The organism is Paenibacillus curdlanolyticus YK9 (assembly GCF_000179615.1).
Lineage (GTDB): Bacteria > Bacillota > Bacilli > Paenibacillales > Paenibacillaceae > Paenibacillus_T > Paenibacillus_T curdlanolyticus.
In genome coordinates, this window is sequence record NZ_AEDD01000005.1 from 419132 (window position 1) to 439700 (window position 20569).

17 protein-coding genes are annotated in these 20569 nt (G+C 49.1%); 9 read left to right on the top strand and 8 right to left on the bottom strand.

Going from position 1 to position 20569, the window contains the following annotated elements; all coding sequences use genetic code 11:
- Nucleotides 1–133 precede the first annotated feature (133 nt).
- The gene (locus PAECUDRAFT_RS12135; protein WP_006038397.1) at nt 134–3406 is read right to left on the bottom strand and encodes a glycosyl hydrolase; all 3273 of its coding nucleotides are present in this window, start codon (nt 3404–3406) and stop codon (nt 134–136) included.
- Between the two features lie 543 nt (nt 3407–3949).
- On the opposite strand from PAECUDRAFT_RS12135, the gene PAECUDRAFT_RS12140 reads away from it, so the two are divergent.
- Nucleotides 3950–4969 (top strand): LacI family DNA-binding transcriptional regulator, encoded by a 1020-nt coding sequence (locus PAECUDRAFT_RS12140; protein ID WP_006038398.1) that lies wholly within the window; start codon nt 3950–3952, stop codon nt 4967–4969.
- A gap of 45 nt (nt 4970–5014) precedes the next feature.
- Here PAECUDRAFT_RS12140 and PAECUDRAFT_RS12145 read toward each other — a convergent pair whose 3' ends face one another.
- Both PAECUDRAFT_RS12145 and PAECUDRAFT_RS12150 read right to left on the bottom strand, forming a co-directional pair.
- Nucleotides 5015–6100 carry a hypothetical protein gene (locus tag PAECUDRAFT_RS12145; protein ID WP_006038399.1) on the bottom strand — a complete coding sequence of 362 codons (1086 nt, stop codon included), beginning with the start codon at nt 6098–6100 and terminating at the stop codon, nt 5015–5017.
- A gap of 20 nt (nt 6101–6120) precedes the next feature.
- The gene (locus tag PAECUDRAFT_RS12150; RefSeq protein ID WP_006038400.1) at nt 6121–7593 is read right to left on the bottom strand and encodes an MBOAT family O-acyltransferase; all 1473 of its coding nucleotides are present in this window, start codon (nt 7591–7593) and stop codon (nt 6121–6123) included.
- 172 nt (nt 7594–7765) lie between these two features.
- Here PAECUDRAFT_RS12150 and PAECUDRAFT_RS12155 point away from each other — a divergent pair, with 172 nt between their 5' ends.
- The 4 genes from PAECUDRAFT_RS12155 (at nt 7766) to PAECUDRAFT_RS12170 (ending at nt 13480) form a co-directional block, all read left to right on the top strand.
- Nucleotides 7766–9550: an HSP90 family protein gene (locus tag PAECUDRAFT_RS12155; RefSeq protein ID WP_006038401.1), complete on the top strand. Its 1785-nt coding sequence runs from the start codon at nt 7766–7768 to the stop codon at nt 9548–9550.
- On the top strand, nt 9547–10605 hold the full coding sequence (locus PAECUDRAFT_RS12160; RefSeq protein ID WP_006038402.1) for a hypothetical protein: 1059 nt from the start codon (nt 9547–9549) through the stop codon (nt 10603–10605). The genes PAECUDRAFT_RS12155 and PAECUDRAFT_RS12160 overlap by 4 nt, the downstream gene beginning before the upstream one ends.
- 167 nt (nt 10606–10772) lie before the next feature.
- Nucleotides 10773–11519, top strand: a complete 747-nt coding sequence (locus PAECUDRAFT_RS12165; protein WP_040712198.1) for an ABC transporter ATP-binding protein — start codon at nt 10773–10775, stop codon at nt 11517–11519.
- Nucleotides 11516–13480, top strand: a complete 1965-nt coding sequence (locus PAECUDRAFT_RS12170) for an ABC transporter permease (RefSeq protein WP_006038404.1) — start codon at nt 11516–11518, stop codon at nt 13478–13480. Before PAECUDRAFT_RS12165 ends, PAECUDRAFT_RS12170 begins: the two co-directional genes overlap by 4 nt.
- Nucleotides 13481–13531: 51 nt before the next feature.
- On the opposite strand, the gene PAECUDRAFT_RS12175 is transcribed toward PAECUDRAFT_RS12170, so the two are convergent.
- The 3 genes from PAECUDRAFT_RS12175 to PAECUDRAFT_RS12185 form a co-directional block, all read right to left on the bottom strand.
- Entirely contained in the window at nt 13532–14530 is a 999-nt protein-coding gene (locus PAECUDRAFT_RS12175; RefSeq protein ID WP_006038405.1) for a sensor histidine kinase, read from the bottom strand.
- Nucleotides 14527–15198 carry a response regulator transcription factor gene (locus PAECUDRAFT_RS12180; protein ID WP_006038406.1) on the bottom strand — a complete coding sequence of 224 codons (672 nt, stop codon included), beginning with the start codon at nt 15196–15198 and terminating at the stop codon, nt 14527–14529. The genes PAECUDRAFT_RS12175 and PAECUDRAFT_RS12180 overlap by 4 nt, the downstream gene beginning before the upstream one ends.
- Nucleotides 15199–15302: 104 nt before the next feature.
- The gene (locus PAECUDRAFT_RS12185) at nt 15303–16028 is read right to left on the bottom strand and encodes a Dph6-related ATP pyrophosphatase (RefSeq protein WP_006038407.1); all 726 of its coding nucleotides are present in this window, start codon (nt 16026–16028) and stop codon (nt 15303–15305) included.
- Nucleotides 16029–16148: 120 nt separating this feature from the next.
- Here PAECUDRAFT_RS12185 and PAECUDRAFT_RS12190 point away from each other — a divergent pair, with 120 nt between their 5' ends.
- Nucleotides 16149–17087 (top strand): sugar phosphate isomerase/epimerase family protein, encoded by a 939-nt coding sequence (locus PAECUDRAFT_RS12190; RefSeq protein ID WP_006038408.1) that lies wholly within the window; start codon nt 16149–16151, stop codon nt 17085–17087.
- Between the two features lie 99 nt (nt 17088–17186).
- Here the strand turns inward: PAECUDRAFT_RS12190 and PAECUDRAFT_RS12195 are convergent, their stop codons facing one another.
- Nucleotides 17187–17666 (bottom strand): hypothetical protein, encoded by a 480-nt coding sequence (locus PAECUDRAFT_RS12195; protein ID WP_006038409.1) that lies wholly within the window; start codon nt 17664–17666, stop codon nt 17187–17189.
- A 104-nt stretch (nt 17667–17770) separates the two neighbouring features.
- Between PAECUDRAFT_RS12195 and PAECUDRAFT_RS12200 the strand changes: the two genes are divergently transcribed.
- Nucleotides 17771–18421: a hypothetical protein gene (locus tag PAECUDRAFT_RS12200; protein WP_006038410.1), complete on the top strand. Its 651-nt coding sequence runs from the start codon at nt 17771–17773 to the stop codon at nt 18419–18421.
- An 85-nt stretch (nt 18422–18506) separates the two neighbouring features.
- Nucleotides 18507–18998: a ferritin family protein gene (locus PAECUDRAFT_RS12205; RefSeq protein WP_006038411.1), complete on the top strand. Its 492-nt coding sequence runs from the start codon at nt 18507–18509 to the stop codon at nt 18996–18998.
- An 85-nt stretch (nt 18999–19083) separates the two neighbouring features.
- Here the strand turns inward: PAECUDRAFT_RS12205 and PAECUDRAFT_RS12210 are convergent, their stop codons facing one another.
- Nucleotides 19084–19983 (bottom strand): sigma-70 family RNA polymerase sigma factor, encoded by a 900-nt coding sequence (locus PAECUDRAFT_RS12210; protein WP_006038412.1) that lies wholly within the window; start codon nt 19981–19983, stop codon nt 19084–19086.
- A 266-nt stretch (nt 19984–20249) separates the two neighbouring features.
- On the opposite strand from PAECUDRAFT_RS12210, the gene PAECUDRAFT_RS26370 reads away from it, so the two are divergent.
- A complete protein-coding gene (locus tag PAECUDRAFT_RS26370; protein WP_040712207.1) occupies nt 20250–20456 on the top strand; it encodes a hypothetical protein in 207 nt (68 codons plus the stop codon).
- Nucleotides 20457–20569 lie beyond the last annotated feature (113 nt).

Here is a 20569-nt window from a genome sequence, read left to right on the forward strand (position 1 = left end):
GATGCTTATACTAGGGACATGCCGCCTCGAAGTCAATCCCGCATTATTCCTACCTACTGCTCTCATAACAAAAAAAACGGAACCCTTCCGGGTCCCGTCAAACTGCTTACAACACGCTCAACAATAGAGCGGCTTATTTGAATGGAATCGTCACCGCAGATTGCTGGCCGTTCGCTCCGCTCGCATTAACGCGCAGCGTCGAGCTGGCCGTTCCGAGGGCGCTCCATACTTTAATTGTAATCTTGCCATTGTTCATGTTGGCGAAGGAGCCGGTAGCGGATTTCAAGCCGCTGGCCTGCGTATAGTCTTCCCAGCCTGTCACATCGTTCGTTGCAAAATAATTGTACGTCTCTACGCGCGTCGCGCTGCCGTTGCCGTTGAAGTCATACGTAATCTGCACCTGTAGGCCGTTGCCGACATTAGCCGCGGAGTCCAAGAAGAGATGGAACGCCGTCGATTTCGTTGCATCATACGTGCCGGTAATGCCGGTCAGCGTATAGGTGTTTGCACTGTGTACCGTGCCGTCATAGTTTACGCCACCTGCGCTGGCGATCGTTTCGCTTGCAGCAGCTGTTCCGGCAGTGAAGCTAAGAGCTCCGCCGGATTTGACATACAGAACACTGCTTGGAAGCGTAGTGGTGGTCGTCACCGTGAACGCCGCTCCGCCGCTCGTGCCTGACGAAGTGGTCACTGTCACATTAACGCTGCCCGCAGCCAATCCGCTCGGTACAGTTGCTGTAATCGACGTATTCGACCAGCTCGTAACGGCAGCCGTTGTGGAGCCGAACTTCACAGTCGATGTGCCCTGCGAAGTACCGAAGTTGCTGCCGGCAATTGTAACGCTGGTGCCGACCGCTCCGGATGTAGGGCTCAGGCTGGAAATCGACGGCGCGGTAGCTCCCGTTGTCACCGTAAATGCTGCCCCGCCGCTTGTGCCTGCGGATGTCGTAACCGTTACGTTGACACTGCCCGCAGCCAAACCGCTCGGTACGGTCGCGGTAATCGACGTATTCGACCAGCTCGAAACGGTAGCCGTTGTGGAGCCAAATTTAACAGTCGAGGTGCCTTGCGTCGAGCCGAAGTTGTTGCCGGCAATCGTAACGCTCGTGCCAACGGTACCCGAGGATGGGCTTAATCCGGAAATCGAAGGCCCCGTCGGAACGACCGACCCGAGCGACGAAGCGATCGAACCCGCGGGCACGTTCAAGGTTGCGCCATCAGAGAATGCAACTGTAATCGCCGAAGCTCCTGGATTGTAAGCGACGTAGTTGCGGGTAGAGCCGTTCTTGTACACGCCGTAAGTCGGCACATTAGCCGTTACGGTCGTATCGATTTGGCCGAGCGCTTTCATGTTGTACAGGAAGCTGTACGTATGCGCTTTCGTCTCGCCGTCTTCCGGCGTATAGTTCGGATTCGCATTGAACAGGTTGATCGCGCCGTTCGCATCATAGAGCGCCTGATACTCCCAGAAGATATCCGGCCACATGTTCCACGATTGGCTGCCGAATTCGGTTGCCATCTGCGACAGGAAGGAAGCGGAGTAAGACGGTTTGTAGCCCAGATAGCCTGAAGCAGCCGTTACCGGCAAAATGTTAATGCCGCGGATGGCTTGCACGTCAGCGGAGAACCAGGTCGCATAGACCGATTTGCCGCCCCAAATCATCGAGGAGTAGTTATGGTTGTAGCCCGGCTTGAAGTTCGTGCCGTCCGTGTTGAACCAGTATTCGTTGACGGCATTCACCTCCGTCGTATACAGATAAATGCCTGCATCGCGAATCGCCGTGTTGCCCGTCGCTTGGCCCCACAGAATCATCGCCGCCCATGCGTTGATGGCCTCCGACGAGGACTCCTGATTGTTGCCGTCGGCGAACTCCGAGTTGCCTGATGCCCATGAATGGCCGGCATAAAGGTCGAAGTTGCGCATGTAAGGCAAGCTGGTGTCATTGCGATCCCAGTTGGCGAAGTCTTTGATCAACAGGTTGACCATGCCGCCATAATTGGACGCCGATGCCCAGTTTGGATTATTGCGGGCAACTTCCGCTGCAGCGCGAACCCAGTAGCCATAATGGAAGTGATGGTCGTTCAGCGCGTCATTGGAGCCATAGCTGGCTGGATAGCCAATTAGCGAGCCCCAGTTGCCGTCATAATAAAATAAATTGTTCGTCTTCGTTCCGGCAGTCAGATTGTTGCTCAGCGTCGTCTCAAGATACGATTGGAAATTGGACACGGCCGCCGTGTTGCCCACCTGCTGCGCGATTGGGAGAATATTAGCGATCCGACCGAGGTATTTGCCCAGCCAGTACGTATCGGTCGCCCCGACCGTATGATTGGCCTCTGTGCGAACCGCTTCGACGTAGTTGTTCAGCGTCGCTGCATTATACGTGCCCACTGCAGGCAAATACGGCAGAATGCCCTGATACGTCATGGACGTGGAGAAGGATGAGCCGGATACTGTCTTCATCGTTCCCCGGACGCTGTTGTACGTGTAAGGGAGCAGCGATTGGCTCGTATGCTTCCACTGATGCGGGTAGAGCGCCATAATGGTGCCCGATTGCGTGCCTTCCATTGCTTGCGTCGTGACGTTATACGTCGTCGACACCGCGCTTGTAGAAGCATTATACGAATAGTTGGTCGTCGTATTCGTAACGAACGAGTACGCATATTGCTGGAAAGCCGCCAGCGTAGCAGCGGAATTATCCGGCAGCACCGCAACGGAGAAGTAGGTTTTGTTGTTGAGCGAGTTTGTTAGCGTCGACGTGCCAATGCCCGACCAAGTCGAGCCCGACGGGCCAAATAGGCCGTAGTGATGCCCATTCACCGTTACGCCGAGAACGCTGCTGGATGCATTGCCGGACCATACCGTCGGCACAGCGCTGAACGACAGCTTAGGCAGTCCGCCCGAGTATGTGCTGTAGATGAAAGGCAAGCCATGGCCAGTCGTCACCCGCATCGTGCCGCCGCTGTTGAACAGCATCGAAACGGTCCAATCGGAGAACGCGTCAACGCGCGCATCCGGGAAATTCGATTGCGCGGAATGGCCGAGCGTAAAGTCGTTCACGTATGCACCGAACATAGCATCCGTGCTTCCGGATTGCACCGGATAGCCGATGCCGAGCCCGTCGGCTTTCGCCTGAACCGCAAGAGGGTGCGGGAACATGACATCGGAATAAGCCTTCCAGGCGAGCGAGCTCCACCAGTCGTTGGTTGGCATCGCTCCCGTTACATTGGACGTTTTGTAGATTGTTCCTTGAGGCCCGGTCTGTCCGGCAGGCAGCGTTGTCGTATAGCTGCCGGCTCCTACGGTTACGGATGCCGCGTTAGCCTCTTCATTGACTGTACCCAACAGCGTGAAAGCAACTAGCGCTGTTACGACCATCAATTTTGTCCATTTCCATTGCTTCTTCATGATTCTCCTCCTAAGAGATAATGGCAATCGCATGCTTTAACCCAACGGTTAGCCTTGCAGTTCCTGCACGTGCGAGAATCAGACCGATTGCGTCCCGGTCCGGACCACCCCCTTAAAGATTAATTGAAAGCGATTACCAAATAAGCGATTCGAATGGTTTCTATGCGAGTCTGTTGGTTGCATGCTGCGAAGGACAAAGGAGATGATGGTGCTGTGATTGGCATTATGGAAGCAAGAAGATCGACGCTGTGCCGATGATGTGATAAGCCTTGAAGGGGAAATTCGACTTGGATGAGGCAGTAATCGAAAATGTTTCGTGATAAGCAACCTGATTATCTCCGAAAACTTCCGGTTTGTAAAGGGGGATTTATCGATTATCGGGCAAATTCGACGGATTTCATCGCTTTTGGACAAGTAATAACGAAAACTTTCGTAAATTGACCGCCGAAAATCGCGCTAAAAGGTTATGTTGTTCCGAAAACTTTTGATATGGTAAGATGAGGGGAATAGTAGAATGTTTCTTGGAAGCGAGCTGAGAACGGAATGAAGATTACGATTAAGAAAATAGCTGAGCTGGCAGGCGTATCGGTATCGACCGTCTCCAAAATTTTGAACAACTATGATGACGTCAGCGCGGAAACGAAAGAGCGAGTGCATAAAATCATTGAAGCGTATGGGTATTCCACGGCTTATTCGAGTAAGGCTTCGGCATCGCGCAAGTTTAATTTGATCGGCGTCGTATATGCAGGCAAAATTAATGCGGAGTTCAACCATCTCTTCTTTGTTGATGTCATGAACGCCTTCAAGAAGCGGATGGGTTTGCTTGGCTATGATCTAATCTTCTTCTCGAATGAACGGCTTGATGAATCCGAAGGCGATTATTTATCCAGATGCCGTCGTTATCAGGTGGACGGCTGCATTATTATATCAGGCGACGAGATTGAGGCGGATATTGCAGAGCTGGATCAGAGCGATATTCCATGCATCGGGATTGATCTTCCGCTGACCGGCAACCGCTCCGGATACGTCATGTCCGATAACACGAACATTGCCTATAAGGCGGTTGAGCATTTTTATTTGCAAGGGTACAGAGAATTAGGCTTTATCGGCTGCTCAGACGCAAGCCAGATTTCTCGAAACCGCGAGCAGGCTTACCGGGAAGCGCTGCAGAGTTATGGTCTGCCTATTATTGAGCCATACTTTGTGAATGGGACGGACTTCTTCATGCAAACCGGGTATCAAGCGATGATGCAGATGATCGAGAAGGGAACGGTTCCCCGCGCGATTTTCGCCGCCTCTGACCTGCTGGCCATTTGTGCGGTTCGAGCGCTGCAGGACAAGGGGTACAAGGTTCCGGAGGATGTGGCAGTGATCGGCTGCGACGATATTGAGGCTTGCAAACATGTCTCGCCGCCATTGACCACCGTACGTCAGGACAAGGATAAGATCGGCCTGCTGGCAGCGCTAATGCTTTACGATCTTATCCATGGCCAGCTGCAATCCAGTTCGGTCATGGTGGCGCCGGAGCTGGTCGTAAGGCGGAGCTGTGGGGCGGAGGCATAGAAATAACAGGACGGCAGCCAGCCGGTTCCGGCTGGCATTGCTGCGTTAATTCTTGGTTAAAAGCTGCAGCAAGTTCTTGCCGCGTTCAGGCCAAAGGCTTCTGTTCGATCGTAGAATCGCCAAATTACTTTCTATATTATCAGGCGTTAGAGAGATGCCAAAGTATGCAGGCACTTTATCCGTTTCTTTGTTCAGCATACGGTACAGAATAAGATCTCCGACTTGTTTGGAAAAATGGGAGAGATCATTATAATGGCTTGAATGCTTCAAAGGGCTCATGGAGATGTCGTGATAGCCCGAGAAGTCCCATACAGGGGCAATCTGGACCAATTGTCGTTTCCACTCTTCAAACTGATTCCATAGGCTGTTTTGCCAAAACGTTTCTAAGAGAATGGCGTGGACGGGACTGATATACATATACAAGCGCAAACCATTTGCATCACAAAGACGTTTAATCTGTTTCACGTCATCCAAGCTGTCCAATGATAATTGGTATGTAGTTGGCAGAGCCTGGAGCGTCTCTTGATCAGTATTAGGTGGAAATACCAGCGTCTCATCAAAGCTTCCATCACCTAAAAATCTATTTTCTGTATAAGTGGTCGTCTTGTAGTAGTTATCGATAAGTACTTTACGGCTATCCTTCAGAGCCTTCTCGGAGAGTAGACTTGAAAAGAAATCTTGCAAATAGATGAACGATTTCAGCCGTTTTTCGTTAAAGTTTGCATGTGTAGGGAAACTTTCATTAAAAACCTCGAAATCCAGTCCAAGAAAAACGGTTTTTAAGTTAGGGTCAACTCTGATCGCATATTCTAAATACTTTAAGTCAATATAGGGCGTCGCCGCTGGCACACCTAAACCGTAAGCGGTTTCGCCGGTTAATGATTTGATCGTTGGAGGGTTCAATCGCATCGATCTAGAAGTGCCCAAAACGATAGCTTCCGGCTTATATTTCTTGCCCTGATAAGCTTTAATTAAATAGGGGTCGCTGTCTTTGCTTTTCTGATAATTGTAGTCGCTTCCCGAGAAGTGATAGATCCCATAGGGATCTACCACATAATTAAAGGAGCCAACAAGCACTAGCAGCAAGGTTGAAAGTAGTAATGTAACAATTGTCCACCTGGTATAGCTCATTTCAGAATCACCTTACTAAATTAGAATTTGAAATATAAAAAAGCGGATGCTTTGGTTAAGTTTAAAATCGAATAAACGAGTACAATAGCAATGAAAAAAGCATGAGTTAACTTCGGCTTAAAGTTTTCCATACGCTCTGAAGTGTTTTTAAACCCTAATACAATGATGAACCCTATGGCGATCAGGCCCAGCGCATGGAACTTGTTCATCAATGGCGTTACAGCGAATTGCATGCCAACGGCCGACAGTGGACGTAAGAAATGCGAGAGCTGCTCAGGCAGTATAAACCCGTTAAGCCCGAGTACTGCTTTTAATAACAAGAGCGCTTGATCCAAATCGCTAATCCTGAAAAAGATCAGTGTCAGATTCATATAACCGAAGGTAAGGACCCACGCTATGACAATCGGCAGTTTTATTTTTAGGCTGCTCCACCATCGTGAAATAACAATGCCGCTGCCGAGCAGCAAGCCCCATATGATGAAATTCCAGCCCGCACCGTGCCAAATTCCGCTCATTAGAAAGAGAAGCATCAGGTTTATAGCTGTTTTAGCGCTCATACTCAACTTCTTTAGCGAATGAGAGAAAACGTTTTTCGTTAAGTATCGGTTTAACGGGAAATAAACGTATTCGTATAGAAATCGGGTTAACGTCATATGCCACCGTGAGACCAAATCTTGAAAGTTGGTCGCTTTAAACGGTGAATGAAAGTTATTAGGTAATTTGATGTTAAACAATAAGGCAATTCCGATCGCCATATCGGAGTAGCCGCTGAAATCAAAATATAATTGAAAGCTGTATGAAAGGATGACCGTCCAAGCATCAAAGAAAGTGATGGTGCCCAATTGGTTCATTCCATCGGACACGGTTGTCGAGAACTGATCGGCCAGCACTACTTTTTTGAACAGTCCGATAGTAAAAACCATTACGCCTAACGCGATGTTTTGCATGTTTATTTTTAAATTTTGTTTGTTCTGGAACTGAGGCATCATGACTTTATGATGAACAATAGGACCTGCAATTAAATGAGGGAAAAAGGTAATAAACAGCGTGTAGTTAATAAAGTTATAGCTTGTAACCTTGCCCTTATAGCAATCCACGAGGTATGAAATCTGTTGGAACGTAAAGAAACTGATGGCCAGTGGAAGGGTAATATCGAGTAGCTTCGCGTGCGTCGAGAGCAAGGCGTTTATATTCGTAAGTAGGAAGTCAAAGTACTTAAAGTATCCTAGCAAACCTAAATTGAAGATAATTCCTATAATTAGAAGCTTTTTTTGCTTCTTTAATATAAGTAATCGACCGATGATAAAGTTAACGGCAATGGATGCAAGGATGAGAGGCAGGTAGTTGGGATTCCAGCATCCGTAGAAAAAGAGAGAGCAAGCAGCAAGCCATGCCCTTGAGGCTCGCACAGATTGAAAAGCATTAAGCAAAAAGTACCCTGTTAATACAATTGGCAAATAAATAAATATGAATGAAGGAGAATTAAAGAGCATTCGTACACGTCCTAAACGATAATTGAATGATATTTTTTGGCTCAACTTCACTTTATATCACTAATTGCTCACCGTCTGCAATGAATTTAGCAAATTAGTATGTAAAATATGGGTATTACTGCACTTGTGATGCGGAATAATTCGACAAAACTAATTTTCGAGAGGGTAGACAATGACGACTATGATGAACTTCCAGGTGAACTTACAAGGAATTATTGATCTGCTATCCAATCACTTATACTCCGACCCCGGCATCTTTATAAGAGAGCTGCTTCAGAATGGCGTCGATGCGATTACAGCAAGAAAACAGCTTGGGCATGCTTTTGACGCAAGAGTGGATGTAGAGATTTTCTCGAATCATACCTTGTCGTTCCAAGACAACGGCTGCGGATTGACCGAGTCCGAGATTGAACAATTCCTTGCCCGAATCGGAAGCACGACGAAGAAGGACAACCTGGATTCGGCAGATGACTTTATTGGACAGTTCGGCGTAGGCCTCCTATCTTGTTTCGTTGTGAGCGATGAGATTGTATTAATTACGCGCTCGGCTATGGAAGGGGACTCTCTGGAGTGGAGGGGCAAGCCCGACGGTACGTTTACGATCAAGAAATTGAAGAAAGAAGTGGCGATCGGGACGACCGTGTACATAAAGGCAAAGCCGGAGTACGAAGAGTACTTCGAGTTCTGGCGGGTGCAGGAGCTGCTGGAGAAATTCGGACAATATCTGGCCGTTCCGATTGGTTTAACCGAAGAGCGGTTTAAGCGCCGAATTAACGAGTCCGTCCCCCCTTGGCAGATGGACAAGGCTGCGGCTCTCGCGTATTTGGAGGAGGCTACGTACAGCAAGCCGATGGATATCATTCCTCTGCACTCGGCAGTAGGCGGAATTCAAGGCGTCGCTTATATTTTGCCGTATCCCGTTAGCCTGCAAGAGGAGAAGAAGCATCGCGTTTATTTGAAAAACATGCTGCTTTCGGACAAGATGAACAATATTCTGCCATCGTGGGCGTTCTTCGTTAATGGCATTATGAACACGGACAGCTTGAAGCCAACGGCTTCCCGGGAGTCGTTTCAAGAAAACGACTTGTTCTACACGGTGAGAGACGAGCTTGGCGAAAATATTAAACAATATTTGCTGGCATTAGCCGACCGTGATCCAGCGTTATTCAAACGGATCATTCTTGTCCACTATGCGTCGATCAAAGCGATGGCGGTAGAGGATGATGATTTGTACCGATTATTTATTCCGTACTTGAGCTTTGAGACGTCGTACGGCGAGCTGGATATGGCGACGATAGCCCAAAGCCATACGGCCATCTCGTTGGCTGCCACCTTGGACGAGTTCAGGCAAATCGCCAGAGTAGCTAAGGCGCAAAATGAAATGGTCATTAATGGCGGCTATGTCCACGACTTCGAACTTGTTCGCAAAGTGTCTAGCGTGATGGAGCAGGTGACGGTCACTGTTCTTGATATTCTGGCTTTTTCGAGCCGATTCGAGCAGTTAAGCGTGGCGGAGCAGCGCGAGGTGCAGCCGTTTTTGGACTTGTCCGATCAACTGCTTCAAGGTTTCCGCTGCCGAAGCTTAGTCAGATGGTTCGAGCCTGCTGACTTATCCGTGCTTTATAACACGAATCAGACCTTGAACTTTTTTAAACTCACGGAAGCAAGTGAAGCGGAAGCCAATCCGCTGTTCGGAAGCCTTGTCCATGTCGTGAAACACGAGTTGTATGAGGAGCCTTACGCGCGGCTGTGCTACAACTTCAATAATCCGATCGTCCGCAAAGCGATCGCTTCGGGGGATCCGAAGGTGCAGAAGGTTTGTATCGAGCTGTTCTACACGCAAGCGTTATTGATGGGCAACCACACGATGAGCGCGGAAGAAATGAAGCTGATGAATGAGTCGCTGCTCTATTTCATGAACCTCGGCTTGCATCAGGCAGGTGACATGCACGGATGAAAAACCGATACGATGAGTTAAGGCGCGGAACATGGTTAATGCCTAACAGCTTGCAAAAGCTTGCAATGCTTGAAGAGGCGATCTTAATTGCGGATAAGTATATGACGGAGGAAGACGCTTATGATGCGAGGATGGGGTATACATCGACTGCACTAGAATGCGGCTGTCCAGAGCGAACGTTCGTTTCGTTTGCTTGGTGCTTATCGAAATTCGAGAAAACGCCAGGTCTATATTCCTCCCATTCAATATTGTGGCATTATAAATGGATTCTCAATCAGGTCTGGCGTTTGCCGCAGGTTAGCTTAGAGCAGATTCAATCGATCTTTGAGGATTTTAAAGAAAAATGCTTACAATACGGATATTCATTACGGGTATATTATCAGCAAAGTATGAATTTGATGCTGTCGCAAGGAAGGCTGGAAGAGGCAGCTGACTACTATCGGCAGTGGAGGACAGCGCCAAGCGATTCGCTGTCCGATTGCAGGGCATGCGAGCAGAATCGGTTCGGGAGCTATTATTTCCAGATTAATCATAATAAAAGAGGCATGCAGGCCGTGAAGCCGATATTAGATGGCAAAATCAGCTGCCGAAGCGTGCCGCAGGCGACCTATAGCCGGGTCATCAGCCCGCTGCTGAAGCTAGGCGATTATGAGCAGGCGCTTCGCATTGCGAAGAAGGCTTTTCGTACGCTGGAGGGACCGGAATATTTGGAGGAGTACGGCATCTTCATGGAGTTTTTCACGGTCACGGATATGAACAAGGCCGTTAAATTATATGAGCGGACGATTCATCTGGGATTGGCGTGCAAAATGCCGTTGGATCGGCTTCACTATCTGATTTCGGTCCGTCTATTCCTGCAACAGTGGAGCCAAGCGAAACGGAGAAAGAAGCTTGTCGAATCGGAAACGGTAACATTGGCGTGGCTGGACGAGGAAATCGGGATGCTGGCTGCTGCGTTTAATGAACGGAACGGGAACGACTATTTGACGGCCTTCATCGCAGATAAGGAAGCCAACATGCAGCGGCTAGTGAATGCTTATCGCAAGGCGCAGTAAAGAGTAATTTGGCTGTTTGGAGAGCATCCCTTGGCAAGCTTCATGCTAGGGATGCTTTTTTGCGGACCTTTCAAAGTGACAAAAACGTCACCTGGAAACCATGTACTTCAATGGTTAGAAACGCTTGGCGCGTCTAGACTAGAGAGAGGAAAGGGAGGGAGCTCATGATGGAGCATGTCATTCAAACGAAAAATCTAACCAAAAAATACGGGCCGGCAACCGTGCTGAAAAATGTGGATTTAACGATTCGGGCGGGAGAATTCACAGCAATTATGGGACCTTCGGGTTCGGGCAAATCAACGCTGATGAACGTTTTATCCACGATTGATCAGTTCACTGGCGGAGAGGTGTGGGTAGAGGGGAAAGCCATACTGGACTTGAAGAAGAAGTCGCTTCGACAATTTCGTCAGGAGCGGATGGGCTTTATTTTTCAGGACTACAACCTGCTCGATACGATGACGGTGAAGGAAAATATTCTTCTGCCGCTTTCCTTGCGGAAATATAAGTCGGAGGAGATGGAGAAGCGGCTTCAGCCCATTGTCGACGCTTTAGGCATTAGCGAAATTTTGGCGAAGTATCCGAACGAGATTTCGGGTGGGCAGAAGCAGCGGGTAGCATCCGCGAGAGCGATCGTGACGAATCCTGCGATCGTGTTCGCGGATGAGCCTACGGGGGCGCTTGATTCGCGTTCCGCAACACAGCTGCTAGCGCAATTGGTTGATTTGAATCGCGCATTCGGAACGACGATCCTGATGGTCACGCATGATGTGTACGCGGCAAGCTACTGCCAACGCGTGATTTTCCTGCGAGACGGCGGAATCGTGAACGAACTCTATGCGGGGGAACAGAATCAGCGCGCCTTCTACGATCGGATTCTAGAGACGCAGAGCTTGATGGGGGGCAAGCTGCGATGAGTTTGCTTGATCTGACGATTCGCAACGTGAAGCGCAACTTTCGATTGTATTCGATTTACTTATGCTCGATGATCATAGGCGTCATCATTCAATTTACGTTCTTATCATTGATGTATAACGAAGATGTGATTAACGCGCTTCAAAACCGCCAAGGCTTTCAAACCGGCGTGCTCGTCGCTTCGGCCGTCATCTTCCTATTCATCATTTTCTTTATTCTATATGCCAATTCGTTCTTCATGCGGCAGCGCAAAAAAGAGTTTGGGATGTATCTGCTGTATGGCTTAAGCGAAGGTCAAATCGTGCGCATGGTATTCTATGAAACGTTAGTCCTCGGCGCTGTTTCCCTCGTTGCCGGGGTGTTGGTCGGAGGGCTGCTATCCAAGCTCTTCGGCATGGTGCTGATGAACTTGATGCGTTATGATCAGACCATTTCGCTCCTGTTCCCGTTGAAAGCGATTATGGTTACGGCCGCGATGTTCTTCTTGCTGGCAGTTATGATTAGCTTGCAGAGCTTGTTGCTGGTCAATCGGGTACAGCTCACGGAATTGTTTCACGCGAAGCACAAAGCAGAGAAGCCTGTACGCGTATCAGCATCGCTCGCGCTGCTCGCTGCTTTGCTGGTCGGGACTGCTTTCGTCATCATCGGCAGCGGCAAGGATTCTATCTTCTGGCAGGATTATATGAAGCTTAGCCTGTGGAGCTCTGTCATCGGGATTATTGGAGGCACGTACTTGTTTTTCCGCCAATTAACCGGCTGGGCATTGCAAACGATTAGCCGCCGTCGCAAATACCATGAGGGCAATACCGTATTATGGACATCCTCGCTCCGGTTCCAGATTCGCGGCAACACGCTTAATCTCACGTTTATTACGTTATTCAGCGCAGTTATTATGATGCTGATGTCGTTCGTAACGATTAATTATCAAGTGCAGTTCGAAGCTGTCGGCCGTAACTTGCCTAATGATCTCGCCTTCCAATCACTCGATCCGTCAACGAACAAGCGAATCGATAGTCTCATTCAGCAATCGGGTCATCAGGCGGAATTTCACTTGACGCAGGAAACCCTTGTAACATCGCCTGTAACGGCAATGAACGCCGCCTTTGATAACCCCGAATATTTTACGACGGAAGTTTTGCTTGTCGCGGAGAAAGCCTTTAACGATATAGTGAAGCAGAGAGGCGACGGACAGGTGGTGGAGCTGCAAGGCCAGGATGCCGTCGCTTTATCCCAAGGGTCGGACTTTCCTCGAACCTATGCATCGGGGGAATGGCCAAGCTTCACCGTGAAGGCGGATGAAGAAGCGACGTTCCAGCTCGTGCAGAAGAAAGACTATGCCTACCTTGGCTGGGCATCCGACCCAGTCGAATCAATGGGGATAAAGCCCGCCGTGCTTGTCATCTCAGACGAGGCTTTCGGAAGCTTGCGTGCACATGCAGCGCATCGGACTTTTGAAATTTACGGACTTCAGGATGCCGACACCGCCGAGGAGCTGTCTAAGCAAATCCATGCGATCGTCACGCAAACGCCTGGCGCCTATTACTCTTCGTTCGCAGACGTTTACTCCAAACAGATTGAAGGCTCCTCGCTCATGCTGTTTGCCAGCGGCTTCCTTGCATTGATTTCCATGTTTGCGCTTGCAAGCGTCATCTATTTCAAGCAGCTGCGTGAAGCGACGGATGAGAGGCAGCAATACGCGGTTTTGCGTAAAATCGGCGTCGATAACCGGCAAATGAAAAGTGCGATCCGCAAGCAGCTGCTGTTCGTCTTCATGCCGCCTATTGTACTGGGCATGCTATACAGCTGGCTTATCATCAAATCGTATATTTTAGACTCCGTGCAGGATTTCCCCGAGCTTCCGGGCATCGTATGGAGCATCATGGGTATTTTTCTCCTCATCTACCTGCTGTTGTACAGCTCGTCGGCGAGCTTGTATTACAAGATCGTGAACCAACGGTCTTAACGATGGCGAAGAATGCCATAAACGCGACCAAAAACCGCAGTGATCCTCCGATCATTGCGGTTTTTGCATCACGGTTCGGAGATAAGGATCATGATGCTTTGGAAAATGAATCGTTATCGCCGTGAAGCGGTCGATCTCGGATTCGCATGTCAAATAATGCCCCAGCTTCCTCGATAGCTCTTGGGCGAGATAAAGCCCCATGCCCGTCGACTTCGTATGGGTACGGCCATTGGTGCCTGTGAATCCTCTGTTGAAGATCCGCGGAATGTCGGTAGCATTAATCCCGATTCCGTTGTCACGGATCACAAGCAGCTTCTCATGCTGCGTAATCCGTGCCGTAATTGAAATTTCGCCATTGGCAGCGGCGGAATACTTCAGACTGTTCGTAATCAGCTGATTGAGGATGAACAGGAGCCATTTTGGATCGCTTTGCACGATTATCGATGGAATGTCGAGCTTTAATTTTATTTTATTGGAGATGAACGCCTTGGCATGCGATTTGACGGCCGTTTTGGCTAACAATTCTAGGTCGCAATTTACGATCTCGTAATCTTGATTAAAGCTGTCCAGCTTGGCGTAGTACAGCGCTTGGTCGACATATTGCTCGATCCGCGACAGCTCTTCCTCTAAGCTTCGGGAGTCGACCTCCGTCTGCTGCATGAGCCGAAGAACGGAGATCGGCGTCTTGATTTCGTGGAACCATGAGATGATGAAGTCATAGTGTTCCTTTTGTTTAGCCTGGACTTCGTTCAACGCGCGAATATGCGCCAACGTCTCTTGCTCATGGGCTTCCCGATACGCTTCAGATTCCAAGGTTAGCGGCTCGTTATCCTCGTCGTACATCAGCCGTATAGCTCGCAGGTTCATCATGTAGCGATAAATCAAGAATCCGATCAATACGATCAGGTTAAGGAGAAGGGCGTACACGATCGTGAAGCCATGGAGCGAAGTGTGCGGATCGGTCGCCGCGATTGCGATGGTCAGCAGAAAACCGGTGGCGTACAGCACCAGATAAGGCTTCTCCAGCTTGAGGAACCGCCAAAGTCTCATTCGACGATGTACCCCATTCCTTTGCGCGTAGCGATGAAATCCTCGAGTCCCAGCATCGCGATTTTGCGGCGCAGTCGATTGACGTTTACCGTCAGCGTATTGTCATCAATGAATTGCTCGTCGTTCCACAATACCTGCATCAAGTCGTCGCGCGAAACGATCTTGCCGATGCTTCGCATCAACGTTTGCAAAATAATAAATTCGTTGCGCGTAAGCTCCGACGTCTGATCCCTATACTGGACGGAGGAGTTGGAGAGGTGAACAATAAGCTGGCGATGTGCTAGCTGCAGCCCCTCGTCTTGATAGGTGTAATTGCGTCGCAGCAGCGCGCTCACTTTAGCCACAAGCACGCCTAGATCGAATGGCTTCTGGACGAAGTCGTCGCCGCCCATATTAATAGCCATGATGACGTCCATGTTCTGATCCCGCGAGGATAGGAAAATGATCGGCACCTTGGAGATGGCACGGATTTTCTGACACCAGTAGAACCCGTCATATAGGGGCAAATTAATGTCCAGCACGACCAAGTGGGGCTGTTCATCTGTGAATTGCTGCAAGACATGCTCGAATGACGTAATCTCGAGTACTTCGTACTGCCATTTGCGCAGCGCGTCAGCTACGATCGTTCTAATTTTGACATCGTCTTCGACAATCATAATGCGAAACAAGGCCATTCCTCCAAGTCGCGCTGCGCACAGCGCTCTGAATTAGCACAGCCAGCAGATAGATAAGTTCGGCCAAGGGGATAATCAGAATCCGGCGCTGCTTTGTATTATTTAATAAGCTCCAACGGCAAGAAAGCATACTCTTCATGTCTTACGATGTCCAGCTGTCGAACGGAAATCGGCCGTTTGAACAGGGGCCCGTCCAGCACGGTCGTATGGAATTCGCCGCCTTCGCCGCAAGGATCGATGCCGCGTGCTTCAAGTTCTTTTATGTATTCATGCGTTAACGTTCGTCCCAGATCATCCTCCCGCATGCCTAGCGACAGGTTCACCGTGACGAGCGTAGCGACAAAGCCCAGATCGATGAACGTCGTAACGACCTCGCGATGATCCATTTCCCACAGCGGCATTCCGAGCTCGAGGCCTACGCCACGCGCGATCTTGTCCTGCCAGCAGCCCTGCTCCGGCATGTCCAAGTCTCCTGTTACAAGCACCTCTGCTCCTTGCTGCTTAGCCTCGGTGAGCAAGCGAATGAATTCGGCCTCGTAATCCGCCCAGCTCGCGGCTGCGGTAAATACGGGCAGGCCGATCGACTCGGCTTGGGCTTGAATGACCTCCGGTGGCATGCCATGGGAGCGGGAGCGCTTGCCTTCCTCCTCCAGCATCACGATTAGTCCGAGCGCGTCGCCAGCCTTCATGGCTTGGTACAGTGCAAGCGTACTGTCTTTTCCTCCGCTGAAAGAGGCTATGAATTTGCGGCCATTCGCGCCGGTTCTCCAATTGTTCGTTTCGATCACTGTCGCATCCCCTTTGTTCTTTTTCTGTCTCTTCATTGTATCACTTCTTCAAAACTGTTCCACAAGACTGGAACTAAAACACGTTAATACTCGTTGTAAAGAATGTAAAATATAGGAGGGTGTATAGAGTGAAAAAGATAGAGGAAGGTATTTATCATGTTTAAAGAGAGTATGAACAGATTCCTGATTGGTCAGTATGAATCTTTTGATTACAACAAATATAGTCGCGATTTTTTACCCGGCTTTTATGGAATAGAAGCCTGTTTGTTCGATAACGAGCAAGATATAGCCAGTTTGTTAAAGGAATCTCAGGATACTGGTTTTCATATTGGCGTTCACTTTCCGCTCAGAGCGGGCGTGACGGCATTAAGAGACGCACAGTTTCTATCAAGCGACAACGCCGCTCGAAAACGCGCTTATGAAGACGTGCAACAAGAACTGGATTTCCTATCGGTCTTGAAACCGAGCTATGTTCTCTTTCACTACCCCAAGCCCGTCATCTTGGACGATAGGGTCGACTGGAGCGACTGGCGTTTCTATGATCCAAGCGAGTATGTATTTGAGAGCGCCTATTCTAGCGAGAGGTTTAAGGAGGAGAGTCATACCTTATTTGAATGGCTTTCCAATAAAGGTAGAGAGTATGATTTCACGCCGGTATTAGAGTTTGATGCATTGAATCGATATACGTATTTAAGCAATCAGGTGGAGGATTTATTAGAGAAGCACGGAAACATCAAATTATGCTTGGATACGGCGAGACTTTATTTGCAAGATCGAATTGACCCTCATTTTGATGCCAAGTCCGTCATTAAGAAATTTGCTAAATACGCCGAAACCATTCATCTGTCGAACTTTCAAATTGATCGTCACAACCAAGTTGTACAAAAGCGCGTTCCAGTACTGCCTGGTTTAGATCCATCAGATGGATGGGCCCCGATCGCGGAATATTTGCAAATCATGTCCCAAGAGAATGATCACTTTAAAGTGATGTTTGAACACCAATCTCAGTTGGTCAGCGATGAAGAACTATATGAATGCTATAGCTGGGTAGCGGAGTTAATCAGTTCGGGTCATGAAATTAGTGCGATTAAATAGCAAACTTCACGTCCACTCGTTACAGCGTTGCTTTTTAGTCGCACATATTTATCCTAATCCAAGACACTAGTTTCTTCGGATTATCAGGTGCTTGCAGATTTACAGGTCAAGACGGAGTAGCTCGTTGTCATCAAGATCTAACAACTTTACAGTGAAATTCGGATGGGGGTTCCAAATTCGATCATCGACAATGACGAAATTGGCCCCTTTTTTATGAAAGGTATCGGACAAGCGCTCAACCCCATCAACAATAACAGAATAATGAACGATGCGGGTGGCTAGATGAAGGTCATTTAAAATAAGCCCGACGGATCCTTTTTCAAGCCCTCCGACGAGCGCGTTCTTATCAATTGTTTGGTTAGCAGTTGAGTGGTTATACTCGGATTTGTTTTTATAAATATAAATATCACTATCGTTGAAAATATAATATTTATTGTTTACTTCAACTATTTCGTTATAAACAATGTTTTTATCATTAAGGAAGTTGTTAACGCTATATGATCCTTGGTTAGTGAAATGGCTGTATATGAATAAAATAATTGCAATGCCTAATAGGATAATGATTGTTTGTTTTTTCATGAGCGCCCCCTGTAACAATTTAAAAAGATCGTCAGCGTTAATAAGATTTTAATCTATTGCCGCTATACTGAAGGTCTACCATTAACCGATGCAAGGAGACCTTTATGAGCAAAAATAAAAAAGTGTGGTTGCCGGCCATCATTGCGATTGTGGCGGCGGTGCTTCTTGTGGCTTATTGGCTGTACGCGCACGGTGGCGGTGAACCGCGACCGCGGATAGGTGATGGAGGAAAGCTGCAGGGCGGCGGGCCCCGTCTCCCAAGAGATAAAGAAGAAGGGTTAGGCGACTACTTTACGACGATCGGAACGGTTGCGCTTTATTTGGGAGCAGGCGCGTTCTCATGGTTCTGGTTCAAAAGGAAGCTGAAATCGCCTTCGCCTCTCGTACGCAAGGCTGGAAAGCTGCTGTATGCCGCGCATAAGCTGCTGGGATGGCTGACCTTCGCTGCCATTGCGGTTCACGGCGTCTATTTTCTAATGACGAAGCTGCATGATGATAAAATCTATACGGGTCTGGCTGCGTTCGCTATTCTATTGGCGCTTATCGGCTACGGTTATTTGATTAACAAGATTCGTCACAAACAGATGCGTCTCATTCACCGCTTATTAGGCATTAGCTGGGTTCCAGCGCTGCTGCTCCATGCAGGTGGCTCGGTCATTGCTGCGACCGCCGCATGCTTGGCAGTAGGAGGGCTCGTCTGGGTTTTGGAGCGATCAGCGGGACAAGCCGACAAACCGATTGCTGAAGAACGGTGATCGGATGCTCCCGTGAGCAGGAATTGCACCGCAGGACGAATGCCCACATATAATGCCCGATAACATGAATGTTGGAGGGGCTCTAATGGAGGGTTACTGGTACGCACCTGCTGCATACGGATACTGGCGTGAACCGATATCGTATAAGTCGCTGCAGGAGGCGCTTGCGCTCGTCAAACAGGCCGTACAAGGCGAACGCGAGGACGAATTGTTTTATGATTATTTAATTTCCGTTGCTCCTACGAAGGAAGAGCGAGATATGATTACGTCTATACGAAATGATGAGCGCAAGCATAACCAAATGTTTCGTCACATCTATAAAGATCTGACGGGCCAGGACATCGTGACGCCGCAAAACGTTGCGTTCGACAAGCCCCAATCCTATATCGACGGCATTAAAAAGGCGTTTTTCGGCGAACTAAGCGCCGTGGAGCGTTATCGGGATATCCGTGCGGGCATGCCAAGCCGTTATTATCGCGATATGGTGTTTGAAATCTTGACCGATGAGCAGAAGCATGCGGCCAAGTATACGTATATCATGAGCCTTGATCTCGATCGCAAGATTGGCAAGCCATAAGACAGCGCGAAAGACGCAACTGGCAACGTAATACCGACAGCCCACAGCCCTTTCTGCACCCGCAGAAGGGGTTTTCACATTGGGTTTATTCCGTAACTCGCGTAAGCTTCTGCGGATTGGATACCATGTAGATTGCGCGAATGGCGCGGTTGTCTGCATCAGGCTCGAATATAAAAGCGAACGGCGGATGGTTCTCACGTTCCAGCAGCAGCCCTCGCTGCCCGCTGATCCATACATGGCGGAACCGTCCAACGAGCGATCCTTTGCTGGCGATGCCAGCGAAAAAGGCGACGATCCGATCGCTTCCCCGAATCGGGTTGATGGCCGAGCGTACAACGCCGCCTCCGTCGGTGAGCAGCACAGCGTTATCCGTGAGCAAATGGATAAACGAGCCTAGCTGGCCGGTGTTGACCGCTTCAGTGAATGACTGGGCGAAGCGCTCAATCGAAGCGTCCAGAGCAGCTTCATGCTCCTCCCGCTGACGATGGCCGACCTTCGCTGCGGCTCGGCTATAGATTTTGCGGCAGGCCGCTTCGGATTTATCCAGCATCGCGGCGATATCGGCATAGTCGTAGCCAAGCGACTCGCGCAGGACGAATACCGCTCGCTCGGGCGGCGTACAGGTTTGCAATAACACGAGAATGGCATAGCCGAGCCGTTCGCGGCGCAGCATCTGCTCCAGCGGCTCCTCCTCCGCATTCATCGTAATGAGCGGCTCGGGGAGCCATTGTCCGGGGTAGGTTTCCCGCTTGCGGGGTGCGGCTTTCATCATGTTAAGCACGCGATTCGTCGTCATTTTGACCAAATATGCTTTAGGGTGTTCCATATCGATCGCGCCCTGCTTGCTTACGGTAACGAATACGTCTTGCACGGCGTCCTCGGCTTCGCTCATGGAACCGAGCATTCGATAAGCGATGGAAGCGAGCAGCGGCTTATAGTCGCGGTATAGCTGTTCGATTTCAAGGGTTGCTTCATTCGGCGACAAGGCATATCCACCTCCGGTTAGAAAACATTTACAGTTGATGCTCCCATTATAAATGAAGTTTAAAATGGATACCACGTAGGCAGGGATCATCAAACAGTTGCTGCCGTGACCGTTGCATTTCATACAACGCCAAATACTAAGCAAGCGCCCAAAAGCGTTTGCCATTGCACTTTATACAGGCCTGTTGATTAACCTGGAAATGGTAAAAAGACCGCACTCTCGGGTAATGGGTAGTACCACCCACTCCACCCCCAAGAGGCGATCTTATGAATAAGTCTACTACGTTCAGCCAGCTAGTTCAAACTGCACTACCGAAAGAAATTGTGGATTCTTTTTCAAATTCGGTTGGTTATCGAGAAGTAGGGCGTAAATTCACTGTTTATGACTTATTTTGTTTTTTGCTCAAGCGGCATCGGACCAGTGGAAAAGCTATCGCGAAGGGGCTTTGCGAGCCCCTGCCTGTCACTTGGTGAAAACCTGTTACTCTACCGTGTCCAAAAAGCTGGAGATGTCCCTTTCGGGATTTTCAAGCAATTACTGCACTACTTGCTTGGTCATTGCAATCGGCAAGCTAAGCGCAAGTTAT

Excerpts from the sequence above, each read along its gene's own strand:
- PAECUDRAFT_RS12135 (WP_006038397.1), bottom strand. The coding sequence starts at position 3,406 with ATGAAGAAGCAATGGAAATGGACAAAATTGATGGTCGTAACAGCGCTA.
- PAECUDRAFT_RS12140 (WP_006038398.1), top strand. The coding sequence starts at position 3,950 with ATGAAGATTACGATTAAGAAAATAGCTGAGCTGGCAGGCGTATCGGTA.
- PAECUDRAFT_RS12145 (WP_006038399.1), bottom strand. The coding sequence starts at position 6,100 with ATGAGCTATACCAGGTGGACAATTGTTACATTACTACTTTCAACCTTG.
- PAECUDRAFT_RS12150 (WP_006038400.1), bottom strand. The coding sequence starts at position 7,593 with ATGCTCTTTAATTCTCCTTCATTCATATTTATTTATTTGCCAATTGTA.
- PAECUDRAFT_RS12155 (WP_006038401.1), top strand. The coding sequence starts at position 7,766 with ATGACGACTATGATGAACTTCCAGGTGAACTTACAAGGAATTATTGAT.
- PAECUDRAFT_RS12160 (WP_006038402.1), top strand. The coding sequence starts at position 9,547 with ATGAAAAACCGATACGATGAGTTAAGGCGCGGAACATGGTTAATGCCT.
- PAECUDRAFT_RS12165 (WP_040712198.1), top strand. The coding sequence starts at position 10,773 with ATGGAGCATGTCATTCAAACGAAAAATCTAACCAAAAAATACGGGCCG.
- PAECUDRAFT_RS12170 (WP_006038404.1), top strand. The coding sequence starts at position 11,516 with ATGAGTTTGCTTGATCTGACGATTCGCAACGTGAAGCGCAACTTTCGA.
- PAECUDRAFT_RS12175 (WP_006038405.1), bottom strand. The coding sequence starts at position 14,530 with ATGAGACTTTGGCGGTTCCTCAAGCTGGAGAAGCCTTATCTGGTGCTG.
- PAECUDRAFT_RS12185 (WP_006038407.1), bottom strand. The coding sequence starts at position 16,028 with ATGAAGAGACAGAAAAAGAACAAAGGGGATGCGACAGTGATCGAAACG.
- PAECUDRAFT_RS12190 (WP_006038408.1), top strand. The coding sequence starts at position 16,149 with ATGTTTAAAGAGAGTATGAACAGATTCCTGATTGGTCAGTATGAATCT.
- PAECUDRAFT_RS12195 (WP_006038409.1), bottom strand. The coding sequence starts at position 17,666 with ATGAAAAAACAAACAATCATTATCCTATTAGGCATTGCAATTATTTTA.
- PAECUDRAFT_RS12200 (WP_006038410.1), top strand. The coding sequence starts at position 17,771 with ATGAGCAAAAATAAAAAAGTGTGGTTGCCGGCCATCATTGCGATTGTG.
- PAECUDRAFT_RS12205 (WP_006038411.1), top strand. The coding sequence starts at position 18,507 with ATGGAGGGTTACTGGTACGCACCTGCTGCATACGGATACTGGCGTGAA.
- PAECUDRAFT_RS26370 (WP_040712207.1), top strand. The coding sequence starts at position 20,250 with ATGAATAAGTCTACTACGTTCAGCCAGCTAGTTCAAACTGCACTACCG.